This is a genomic window from Gluconobacter sphaericus NBRC 12467, assembly GCF_006539125.1.
GTDB classification, from domain to species: Bacteria; Pseudomonadota; Alphaproteobacteria; order Acetobacterales; family Acetobacteraceae; genus Gluconobacter; species Gluconobacter sphaericus.
On record NZ_BJMK01000001.1, the window covers coordinates 45,477 to 56,501 of the forward strand.

An 11,025-nucleotide genomic window follows, 5' to 3' on the forward strand; every position below is an offset into this window, starting at 1 on the left:
ACTGCTCTGATAGCCGGCATGTCTTTGTATCCTGATGAATCAGCAGTCTGCCGACCCATCAGGACTTTTCACGATTAACGAGGCGCAGCGGGCTGCTGCGCCGGGAAGGCCTCGGGCTTGAGAGCTGGGCGCGGATGATCCGCCATGTCTTTGCGGAGCCAGGCGATGGCGGCGTCAAGCTGCTGGTCCTGCCCGTTGAAGGTGGCGACCGGCATGTTCTCGACCTGGATGTCCGGGGAGACTCCCTTGTTTTCGACCAGCCAGTGCCCGTTCAAGTCGAAATATGGGTTCTCGGCTGTGCGGGCATTGCCGTTGTCGATCAGACGATCGCCGTCAGACAGCCAGACACCTGCGCCTGCAGTGCGTTCGCCAAGTAATGGGGCGATGTGCAGGGATTTAATGCCCTGCGAGAAAGTCTCGCCATCCGAATAGGTCATCTCATCGGACAGGACGATCAGCCGTCCCTGAAAGGACTGTTGCATGTTCACCGAAGGCGCATTGCCATAGCGGCCCCAGAACATCCATGGGCGACGCATGAGTTGGGTGAGAACCCAGCTGTCGATATTGCCGCCCGTATTGCCACGGACGTCCACGATCAGACCGTCCTTGTCGATATTGGCATAGAACTCGCGGGCGAAGGCTTCCATGTCGTCGCCGACCATGGATTGCAGATGCAGATAGCCGATGCGTCCGTGACTAGCACGATCGACAACATTTGCGCGACCGACTTCCCAGTCTCGTGCCCGCAGGCCACGCTCCTTCATATAAGGAACGGGGGTTACGATGACCTTGTGTTCCTTTCCGGCGCGGGCGAGCGTCAGGAGGACCTGCTTTCCGGCCTGATCGGCAAGGAGTGAACCCAGATCGGGCTGTCCAGCCGTGGGCTGTCCGTTGATGGCGACGACAAGATCTCCGTCACGGGCATCCACACCTGGAGCCGCCAGCGGGGACTGCTGGTCCGGGAGGTCGCGGTCGCCTTGATAGATGTGATCGATCCGGAAGCCCTTGTCCTCATGCGTCAGATGCGAGCCGAGGCCCGCAATGAGGCTGGATGCGGGCTGATCGACGGTCGTGGGCGCGTGGAGCTGTGAGTGCATGGCGCCGATTTCCGCCACCATCTGACCGAGCAGGTCGTCGAGATCCGCACGGTTCCCGAGACGGTCCACGAAGGGGGCGAAATGGGCGCGCACGGCTTTCCAGTCTACGCCTTGCAGGTCACGGTCATAGTAATGGTCGCGGTGCAGGCGCCAGGCATCTATGAATTCGTCCAACCATTCCTGTCCGGGGTCGATCCGCAGGCGCAGATGGTCGAGTTCGATCTTCTTTCCGGCCAGTTCCTTGGGCTGCTTCTCGCCTGCAGGCGTCAGGAGCAGTTCAGGCGCGTTCTTGCCGCGACGGCTGAGTGTCAGCAGGGTTTTGCCATCGGGAGTGATGTCGAAATCTGAGATCGTGGCGGCGTAGGTTTCGATCTTGTGTTCGTTATTGTCGATATGGATCGACTTCAGATCGCCCGGCCTATCGCCATCGCCTGAGCTGTCGATGGTGAACAGATACTCGTCGGAAACGCCGAGACCACTATAGTCCCCAGCTGGGACCGGAGCCTGATACAGGCGCGTGGCAAGACCAGACCATTCGATGGCGGGGAGAGACTTTTTTTTGTCGCCGTCCTTCGTCTTGTCATCTTTCTTGTCGGCATCCGGCTTGTTGTCCGCCGCTTCCAGTTCGGTGGCGGGCTGGAACGGGAAGCGTGCTCCGGCCTGAAGAGCCAAGGCGTAAATGCCAGTCCGCTTCGGGAAGGCCGGGCCGATATTGCGGTCACCCCAGGGTGAATCACTGGACAGTGAAAAAGTGCGGTCCGAAAGGAACCATAGCCATTTTCCGTCCGGCGAGAATGACGGAGTATAGGATTCGTAGCGTCCGTCGGTGACCCAGTTCGTCTGACCGGTGGCGGGAACATAAAGCGCGATCTGACGGCGCAGGTTCGCACCACGGGTCCGTACGAAGGCCAGAACATGCCCGTCCGAGGACCATGACAGGGAGTCGAAGACGTTGGTGCCATCCTGCGTGGCGTTATCAACGAGCTTATCGGCCTTCGTGGAGAGGTCCGTCAGCCACAGCCGGCCTAGAAGGTCGGTATGGGCGGCGTATTTTCCGTCCGGAGAAAGCGACAGGATCACGGGCTCGGTCGGGGAGGGCTGGGTGATGGCCTCGCCTTTGCCGCTGCCGTCTGCTGCAAAGCGCCACAGGGCGGAATCGCCGCCTGCATCGCTGAAAGCAATGATGGATTTGCCGTCCGGCGTGATCTGGGCGAGACGCAGACGCACATTGTCAGGAGTGGCGAGGACGACGACGCGACGCGGTGACGCGCCTGCGACAACGACATGTCCGCGCATGGTGAAGGCCGCAGTTTCTCCCTTTGGAGAAATGGTCGAGGACGTCAGGAAGCGCGTTGGCTTTTCCAGCCAGTAGGGGCTGCGGGGAAGATTGTCGGAGGTTAGGTCGATCTTGATGGGAGTGGTCTCACCACTCGCCAGATTGAAGTCGAACAGGTCAGCGCCCTTGCGAATCACGATATGGTCGCCGGAAATGGAAGCTTCGAGGACGCTGTAATCCGTGAAACGGGTGAGTTGCTTTGCGGCCGAACCATCCGTGGCGAGGCTCCACAGATTGTAGCGGCCGTTCTGGTCGGAAATAACGATCAGCCGGTCGCGCCAGGGCATCGGGCGGATGAGGTTGGCGTCATGCGTGCCAATGCGCTCGGCTTCTTTGCCGTTCTGAAGATCGAAACGCCAGAGCTGGGACAGAGCGCCGCCACGATAGGCGCGCATGTGATCGCCGGTCGTGGCGAGTCCGAAGCGGACGGCGTAGAGCCAGCGTCCGTCCGGGCTGAGAGCGGCATCGTTGACGCCGGAGAGCGGAAAGACGTGCTTTGCGCTGGTCTTCGGGTCAATGGCGGTGACGGTCTGGGTGTAATACGGTCCAGTGGCTGCGGGCGTCGCGTAGAGGATGCCGGCATGGGCGTCCCATCCGATGATTTTCAGGCGGGCGACGTTTTCGAAGGTCAGGCGCTGGGGCGTGCCGCCACTGCGGGGCATGATATAAATTTCGGTCGGGCCATCGAAATTGGCGGCAAATGCGATCTGGGTGCCATCCGGGGAAATGACGGGGTGCGGATCAATGGCATTAGCGCCCTGCGGTACGCTCGTCAGGCGCTGGGCCTGACCGCCGGCGAGGGGCACGCTCCAGACGGATTGCTCGGCATTGAACAGGACTGTCTGGCCGGAAAGCGAGGGTTCACGCAGATAGCCCGGCTCGGCCTGAGCGCCGCCGAGGCTCAGCCCCATCAGGGCGGCGCAGGACAAAAGGGAGCTTCTGAGTGAATGGCGTTTGGGCATGACAATGATCTCGATATGAAACGAATATGGTCCAGTCGTTTCACAATGGATTCAGGTCGTCAAAGGCCTGCGGATGACATCCTGTTAAGGTATACTATGTCGTTCAGCCCACGGCAGCCTTCAGGCCCTGGCCGGCGGCAAGGGGGCACAGGGGCAGGCATGCAAACAGGCATGCTCCCAGCAGATCCAGACTTGCGGCAGGCGATGTTGCAAGCTGTCCGGCATAGGAGGAGGCCGCGCCGAAGATCAGCACAGGCGTTGCGAGCGGCAGAACCAGGAGCGGCAGCAGCACGCCGCCGCGCCGCGCGCCAAGCACGATTGACGCAGCCATGCCGCCCAGAAGCGACAGGGACATCGTGCCCATCGCAAGACCAAGCAGCAGGAGTGGAAGTTCCGAGCCTTTGACGCCGAGCATGATGCCGAGCGGGATGCTGGCGATCAGAAGCGGCAGGCCGGTTGTCAGCCAGTGGGCCGCCATCTTGGCAAAAGCCACAGCGGCCGGAGCCGGGCCTGTCAGCATCAGCAGGTCGAGGGAGCCGTCTTCGAGTTCCGCTCCGAACAGGCGGTCCAGCGGCAGCAGGCAGGCGAGCAGGGCGCAGACCCAGATGATGCCCGGTCCCATGTGTCGCAGCAGGTCTGGCGAGGGACCGAGTGCCAGCGGGAACAGGCTGCCACATAAGATAAAGAACAGCAGCGAGGCTAGTGTGTCGGCACCGAAGCGGAAAGCCAGACGCAGGTCACGGTCGATCAGGGCAAGGAAAGCGGTCATGATAGCCAGAAGGACTCTACATGCGCGAGCGATGGCAGCTCGTGCGAACGGGTGTTGTCGAGGGGAAGCGGGACATGCGTTGTGACGATCATGGCACCGCCATTGGCGCGATGGGCGGCCATGACGGCACCGAGGCGTTCGATGCTGGCGACATCCAGCCCGACGGTCGGCTCGTCGAGCAGCCAGAGTGGTGCACCCGAGAGCATGACACGGGCGAAAGCAGCACGGCGCTTCTGCCCCGAGGACAGCAGACGGGCCGGAAGGTCGGTCAGATGGGTGAGGTCCAGGGCCTCAAGTGCGTCCGGCAGACTGTTCGTGCCGAGCTTTTCAGCCAACGCAAGGTTCTGCGCGAGCGTTAGTCCGGGCTTGAGCGCGTCCTGATGGCCAAGCCAGGCAAGGTCTCCATAGCGGATGACCTCGCCTGAATCGGGGCGGCGCAGGCCGGAAATTGTCCGTAGAAGCGTGGATTTCCCAGCGCCGTTCGGACCTGTCAGGATCATGGCATCCCCGGCATCCAGCGTCAGGGAGACCCCGTCGAGGACCAGCCGGTCTCCGCGGAACACCGTGACGCCCTTAACGTCGAGCAGGCGCTCGGGAACAGGGGGTGTGGGGAAGTCAGACGGGCTGGTCATCGAAGGGTCTCATGCGCGGGTTCGGCTCTGTCCCGGTGTGTGTCTTTCTGTTTTAGAGACCCTGCGGGCGTGCTTCGCAAGAGCCGGGCTCCGGTTGGGTGGAATATGATGATCGTATGAATTGTGACGTGGGCTGTATTAAGGTCTCGATACACTGGCGCAGGTTCGTTATGAGGGCTTCGCGGTCATGTGATCGTGCATCTCTTTTTTCGAGGGTTTCCGGAACTGGCTGATCTGGTGCTGCAGGCGAGTGGTATCGCCAAGTCCTTTGGTGGGAACGAGGTTCTGAAGGGCCTGTCGCTCGATGTGGAGCGTGGCGAACTGATTTCAATGATCGGGCCTTCGGGATGTGGTAAATCCACGTTCCTGCGCTGCCTCAATTTCCTGGAACATCCGGATGCGGGCTCTGTCCGGATCGAGGATGTGACGGTCGCGTGCACGGGCAAGCACTGGAGCCGCGCCAACGAGGCCGAGGCCCATAAGCTGCGGTCGCATGTTGGCATGGTATTTCAGGCCTTCAACCTGTTTCCCCATCGTACGGTGCTGGACAACGTCATGATGGCGCCGCTCCAGGTCAAGAAGATGTCGCGCGATGAAGCCCAGTCCATTGCCTGCGAACTTCTGGCAAAGGTCGGGTTGGCGGCCGTCAAGGATCGGTATCCGGACAGTCTCTCAGGCGGTCAGAAGCAGCGCGCGGCCATTGCGCGCGCTCTGGCGATGAAGCCGTCTGTGATGCTTTATGACGAGCCGACTTCAGCGCTGGACCCCGAGCTTTCCGAGGAAGTCCTGTCCGTCATGCGGGCACTGGATGACGAGGGTATGACGCAGTTGGTTGTGACGCATGACATGCGCTTTGCGCGCGCGGCCTCGGATCGTGTTTTGTTTGTCGAAGGTGGGGAAATCGTCGAGAGCGGTGATCCGGACCTGATGTTCGCCAATCCTCGGGAGGGACGGACACGCCGGTTCCTGCGGACGCTGCTATGATGAAAAAACTTTTTGCACTTCTGCTGGCGCTTGCCATCAGCCCTGTTTCCATCGCGCTGGCAGACGCGCCCGCTGCATCACAGGAACTGCTCTGGGCATCGGATGGTGAGGCGAATGTGCCTTACGTCTTCCACGATCCGGCCCATGAATCCCAAATGACCGGCTTCGAGTACGAACTGGTTAACGAGATCGCGGCACGGATGCACCGGAAGGCGAAGTTCATCCAGAATGACTGGGATGGTCTGATCCCCGGCCTGTCACGCGGACTGTATGGGATGGTTCTGGACGGCATCGAGATGACGCCGGAACACAAGGCAGCCGTCCTGTTCTCGCGTCCTTATTATGTGACGAGCGAGCGCATCATCGTCCGGAACGACCAAAATGGGCTGGATACGATGGACGCCCTCAAGGGGCATACCGTCGGGACGATCAAGGACACGACGGCGGAGCGGATGCTGCGTCGGCAGGGCGGCTCGAACGTCCGGTCCTATGAAGAAGAGACGAATGCGTTCTCTGATCTGCGGAACGGGCGGCTGGATGCAATCCTGCTCGATGCGCCGATCGCGCTGTATTATGGCAGCATTTCGCCGGATATGAAGCTCGTGGGCGAGCCGATCGGCAGCATGGAATACGGGATCGCTTTCTCGCCGGAGAACCGCGCGTTGCGTGATCAGGTGGACGCGGCTCTGGGCGAGATCATTCAGGACGGGACGCTGCATCGCATTCTGGCGCGCTGGAATTTGTGGACGCCGCTGATGGCGAACTATACTGGCGATAGCAGCCAGCCGGACATCGCACCGACGGAATGGGATCATTACCGGCAGGCCATGGCGAACACGACCGGCAGCGGCTGGCATGTTCTGGTCCGGCGTTATGTGAGTTTCCTGCCGCTGATCGGGCAGGCGGCACTCATGACGCTGGCGGTGTCGGCACTGGCCATGGTTCTGGCCGTCGCACTTGGGCTGCTGCTGGCGCTGTCGCGACATTACGGTGCAACGCCGCTTCGCTTCGTAGCGGGCGTGTATGTTGAGGTGGTGCGTGGCACGCCGCTGCTGATTCAGGTGCTGTTTATCTTCTATGGACTGCCAGCTTTTGGCATCCGTCTGTCGCCGTTCATGGCGGGTGTGCTGTCGCTTGGTCTGAATTACGCGGCCTATGAGGCGGAGAACTACCGCGCCGGCCTCCTCTCCGTACCGCGCGGGCAGATGGAAGCGGCGATTGCGCTGAACATGACACACTGGCAGGCGCTGCGCCTCGTGATTGTGCCGCAGGCGTTCCGGACGGTCGTACCGGTCATGACCAACGATTTTATTTCGCTGCTGAAGGACAGTTCGCTCGTTTCCGTCATTACGTTGACGGAGCTGAGCCAGACCTATGTGCGGCTGTCCTCCACCTATTACGATTATTTCGGAACGGGGATCATGGTCGGTCTGGCCTATCTGCTGCTCGGACTGCCGTTTGTGCGGCTGGCACGGATGGCAGAGCGACGGCTGGGCCGTGGGTTCTCAGGAACCGGGCACCACTGAATAGGGTGCCCGGTTTGTCCTGTGCGATCCTGTTCAGGCCGGTCGTGGCGCGGACGGATCGTTGATGAGCGGCGGTACGAGCGTTCCGGTATCCAGCGTTCCGTCAAATCCCTGGCGCAGAACGCGGGACCAGCCGATCATCCAGCGATCCAGAGCATCAATGAACTGGGCGGCATCCGGGTTTTTGTGAACCGATGCTTTGTTCCAGTACTGCGGTGGCGCCAGAAGCTGGCGTGATCCATGTTCGATCGGAGCGACGAGCGTCTCCACCGTTTCGATATGAGCGGTGCCTTTGCCTGCCGCTGCGGCATAATACCAACCGACATTGATCATCAGACTCGGGACTGGAAAGCCGAGTGTGTGCATACGGTTAAACGCAGCCGTGATGAATGGATCACTGCTGACGCTCTGGTTTTCGAGCACGGCATTGCTAGTGTAGCTGCATTCCTGCGACACACCAGCCCTGTCGGAAATATGGGACGCATAGTCGCGGTCATCATGGCATGGCGTTTCGAGCTGTTCTGCCAGATCGGCCGGGACGGGCTGTTGCGTGGCACGGACCACGATGACGCCGGAGACAACACCGCGATCAGTGCGGGCCAGAACCTGCTGGGACAGTTCCCCATGCGTCCCACTCCGGGCTGTCAGGATCGGATGCCAGTCACCGGCGGGAAGTGGGAGGATACGCCCGGCAATTGTCAGGCTCCCGTGCTCGGTGATGCCCGGATCGGGCACGCCGATCTGGTCTCCCAGCCCCGGAGCACCGCCAGGCTGGCCGCCCTGTTGTCCATTCGGCTGTGGTGCTCCGGATCCCGCATTATACGGTGTCGCCCCGGGCAGGTGGCCTGGAAGCCACGGCATGGCCTTTTTGAGCGCCGGAGTGGGATAGAAGGCGGCCATGCCGAGTGCGCCTACCGTTACGATCACGCTTGTGCGCCAGAGTGGCGCGCGTCGCCAGAGCCGTCCGAATGCCGTCATGGATCAGTGGCTCACCCGGCCAAGTTGGGTTTCTGTGTCGCTGGCGATCTCGGTGATGACCGTCCCGTCTTCCTGCGTGACGAGACGGACGCGCTTGGCGCCCTGCTGACGGGCGACGATAAGGCTTTCGCTGACCATATCCTCGATGGAACGGACAAGATCGCGCGCGCTCGCGCCGGTACCGAGGTTCTTCTGCTTGACCATGACCTGGAACAGCACCCCGGCATCGATGCCGCCGGTTTCCACATGCAGACCATAGCCTTCGATCATGGCTTCGATTTCGAGTGCCGCGACGCGGGCCAGATCCAGTCCGCGCAGGGCACGGAAAATGAAAATACGGTCCAGACGGTTTAGTACCTCGGGGGCGAAGCCGGACTTGCGCAGAGCCTCCACCGATTCGGCGCGCATCTTTTCAGGTTCGTTGACGAGGCGATCGGCGATTTCGGTGAGAGCCTCGGTTGCAACGTTGGATGTCAGCATGAAGATTGCGCGGGTGGTCGAAACCTGTTCACCCGTGGAGGCTTCCGTAACATGGCCGTCGTTCCAGGCCGTGAGGAACTTCTTGAAGACGTCCGGATGGGCTTTCTCGATCTCGTCGAGCAGCACCACGGCATCCGGATGATCCTTGAGGCCGCCTGTCAGCTTGCCGAAGGTGTCCGAACCCACATAGCCCTTGGGTGAGCCGAAAAGCTGGGTTGCAGCATGGGCGCTCGACATCTGCGTCATGTCGAAATGCAGCAGGGGGCGTTCCATCTGCTTGGCCATCTGCTTGGCCAGATATGTTTTTCCGGTGCCTGGAGGGCCAGCGAGCAGGAAGATGCCGACGGGTTTGCCCCGGACCTGAAGGGCCAGGCGGCGGCGCATCTGCTGGGCGATGTCCTCGCAGACCTGATCCTGTCCGATGACGCGGGCGCGCAGCGAGGCGGCCAGTTCGTCGGCGTCGATGACGGTTTCGCGCTGTTCGCGGGCCATGAGCTCTTCAAGGGCTCCGCGGTTTGTCAGACGGCTGAGAACATCCATGATGAGACCTTTCCTGCGGCGCAGTCCGCGACGCGCCAGTTTTTCGGCTGACGTTTCATACGCCAGTCCCGTGACAGCCAGCAGGGCACTGATGCCTGCCAGCGGAAGATAGAAACGCCTTCCCCATTCGATGGCGGCCCACAGCCCGTTCAGCGACAGGTGTAGCATGACCGCGACCTGAATCACTGCCAGAATGAGGAAGGCCGCCATCATCAGCGGCATGGCCCGGTTGAGCATGGGAACGAGGGACTTGAACACCGGGGCGGTTCCTTACTGGACGATCACGTTGAGCAGGACGCGCTGGTCGAGCGTCATCAGGGCGGGCAGGGCTTCGGGGCCGAGGGCTGTCAGCGCTCCGATGATCAGGGCGGGGGCATGTGGCATGCTGACAGGTGCGATGAGGATCTGCCCGGCTTCGACAATGGGAATGACCAGATGCTGGAATTTGCCCGTCAGGACGACGCGCTGTGTCAGGCCCGAGACCGTGACGTCAATAGTCTGGCCCACTGCTCCTGACGCATCCAGAACCGGCATTTCCACAAGCCGCATCTTGCCGTCCTTCACTGCTGCGAGAATGCGGGCGCGGTCGGCAGGGCTGAAGCCGCTTTTTGCGAGCGCGGCCGTGGCCTTTGCGGGAGGAAGCATGGAAAGCTGGACCGCGGCTGTCTGGGCGGCCGGTACGGCTGGCGTGCTCTGGGACTGCGGTGCGACTGCAGGGGCTGGCGGAGTTGCTGTATTATGTGTGTAGAAAAAGGCCCCGGCCCCGACCGTCAGGGCAGCGATCAGCCCGCCTCCGCCCCACAGCGCCCGGCTGCGGGATGCCGGTTCGGAGGGCAGCGGCTGGGCGCGTGGTTCTGGACGGGGCTCGTACTGGGAAGTCATTTCAGCACCATACTCACTCCCGACGGCGTTCGAAGACAAGGGCTTTCGAGATATGGGAATGTAAACAAATCTTTCGACTCGCCCAAGGGATAAGAGCTTCAGGAATAACGGGATTTGCGTTGCTCTTGCGTCTTGAAGGGAGGTGACTTACATAAGGCGAATTCCATTCATCTTCCGCTCATTTGGGGGGTGGCCCTGACGGGCCGCCTTTTTTGTCTTGTCTCAGCAGAACGCCTCTTCCGACATCGAACTGCCCCATCTTACGGGGCTGGAAGCCCGCATCGCGGAGCGGATCGCACCGACGCTGGCCGATCTGGGCTACGAGCTCGTGCGTCTGTCCGTGCTGGGACGTGACACTCCGACGATCCAGATCATGGCGGACCGTGCAAACGGCTCCCTGATTTCGGTGGAGGACTGCGAGCAGATCAGTCACGCTGCTGGCGCCATTCTGGACGTTGACGATCCGATCCCCGGTGCGTGGATGCTGGAAGTTTCGTCCGCCGGAATCGATCGTCCGTTGACGCGCGCCAAGGACTGGGAGCGATTCGCCGGCCATCTTGCGAAGGCCGAGCTGGACGTGCCGCTCAATGGCCGTCGTCGTTTCTCGGGCACTGTCATGGGGGCACGGGACGGTAATGCCATTATCCGTCTGGATGATGGGACCGAGGCTGTGCTGCCGCTGGTGGACATCCGCAAGGCCCGTTTGGTCCTGACCGATGCGCTGATCGAAGCGAGCGCTGCTCTTGCAGGGGTCAGCTCCGAAGGGGAAGATGGCGGGGAAGCGCGCCAGGCGCCCAAACTGAATCCGAAGAAGCCGGGGAAAAAGTGATGACCCGTCT

Annotated in this window: 9 protein-coding genes; 3 read left to right on the plus strand and 6 right to left on the minus strand. The window is 61.5% G+C overall.

Translation table 11 applies throughout. The features are described 5' to 3' along the window. Nucleotides 1-74: 74 nt before the first annotated feature. From GSP01_RS00255 to ccmA, 3 genes are all read right to left on the minus strand, one after another. Nucleotides 75-3,395, minus strand: a complete 3,321-nt coding sequence (locus GSP01_RS00255) for a S41 family peptidase (protein WP_141349490.1) — start codon at nucleotides 3,393-3,395, stop codon at nucleotides 75-77. A gap of 103 nt (nucleotides 3,396-3,498) precedes the next feature. Further along, on the minus strand, nucleotides 3,499-4,164 hold the full coding sequence (gene ccmB / locus GSP01_RS00260; protein ID WP_011253095.1) for a heme exporter protein CcmB: 666 nt from the start codon (nucleotides 4,162-4,164) through the stop codon (nucleotides 3,499-3,501). Next, nucleotides 4,161-4,796, minus strand: coding sequence for a heme ABC exporter ATP-binding protein CcmA (ccmA, locus tag GSP01_RS00265; RefSeq protein WP_141349492.1), 636 nt, complete (start codon nucleotides 4,794-4,796; stop codon nucleotides 4,161-4,163). The genes ccmB and ccmA overlap by 4 nt, the downstream gene beginning before the upstream one ends. A 189-nt stretch (nucleotides 4,797-4,985) precedes the next feature. Between ccmA and GSP01_RS00270 the strand changes: the two genes are divergently transcribed. Further along, nucleotides 4,986-5,780, plus strand: a complete 795-nt coding sequence (locus tag GSP01_RS00270) for an amino acid ABC transporter ATP-binding protein (protein WP_373320097.1) — start codon at nucleotides 4,986-4,988, stop codon at nucleotides 5,778-5,780. Further along, complete coding sequence (locus GSP01_RS00275) at nucleotides 5,780-7,306, plus strand: ABC transporter substrate-binding protein/permease (protein ID WP_141350114.1); 1,527 nt, start codon at nucleotides 5,780-5,782, stop codon at nucleotides 7,304-7,306. Before GSP01_RS00270 ends, GSP01_RS00275 begins: the two co-directional genes overlap by 1 nt. 33 nt (nucleotides 7,307-7,339) lie before the next feature. Here GSP01_RS00275 and GSP01_RS00280 read toward each other — a convergent pair whose 3' ends face one another. The 3 genes from GSP01_RS00280 to GSP01_RS00290 are packed head-to-tail and all read right to left on the minus strand — an operon-like array spanning nucleotide 7,340 to nucleotide 10,186. Continuing rightward, entirely contained in the window at nucleotides 7,340-8,284 is a 945-nt protein-coding gene (locus GSP01_RS00280) for a hypothetical protein (RefSeq protein WP_141349494.1), read from the minus strand. Between the two features lie 3 nt (nucleotides 8,285-8,287). Beyond that, on the minus strand, nucleotides 8,288-9,541 hold the full coding sequence (locus GSP01_RS00285; protein WP_141350116.1) for an AAA family ATPase: 1,254 nt from the start codon (nucleotides 9,539-9,541) through the stop codon (nucleotides 8,288-8,290). A gap of 33 nt (nucleotides 9,542-9,574) precedes the next feature. Next, nucleotides 9,575-10,186, minus strand: coding sequence for a hypothetical protein (locus GSP01_RS00290; protein WP_141349496.1), 612 nt, complete (start codon nucleotides 10,184-10,186; stop codon nucleotides 9,575-9,577). A 217-nt stretch (nucleotides 10,187-10,403) separates the two neighbouring features. On the opposite strand from GSP01_RS00290, the gene rimP reads away from it, so the two are divergent. After that, on the plus strand, nucleotides 10,404-11,015 hold the full coding sequence (gene rimP, locus GSP01_RS00295; protein ID WP_011253104.1) for a ribosome maturation factor RimP: 612 nt from the start codon (nucleotides 10,404-10,406) through the stop codon (nucleotides 11,013-11,015). Nucleotides 11,016-11,025 lie beyond the last annotated feature (10 nt).

Coding starts and splice junctions, on each gene's coding strand:
- GSP01_RS00255 (WP_141349490.1), bottom strand. CDS start 3,395: ATGCCCAAACGCCATTCACTCAGAAGCTCCCTTTTGTCCTGCGCCGCC.
- ccmB (WP_011253095.1), bottom strand. CDS start 4,164: ATGACCGCTTTCCTTGCCCTGATCGACCGTGACCTGCGTCTGGCTTTC.
- ccmA (WP_141349492.1), bottom strand. CDS start 4,796: ATGACCAGCCCGTCTGACTTCCCCACACCCCCTGTTCCCGAGCGCCTG.
- GSP01_RS00275 (WP_141350114.1), top strand. CDS start 5,780: ATGAAAAAACTTTTTGCACTTCTGCTGGCGCTTGCCATCAGCCCTGTT.
- GSP01_RS00280 (WP_141349494.1), bottom strand. CDS start 8,284: ATGACGGCATTCGGACGGCTCTGGCGACGCGCGCCACTCTGGCGCACA.
- GSP01_RS00285 (WP_141350116.1), bottom strand. CDS start 9,541: ATGCTCAACCGGGCCATGCCGCTGATGATGGCGGCCTTCCTCATTCTG.
- GSP01_RS00290 (WP_141349496.1), bottom strand. CDS start 10,186: ATGACTTCCCAGTACGAGCCCCGTCCAGAACCACGCGCCCAGCCGCTG.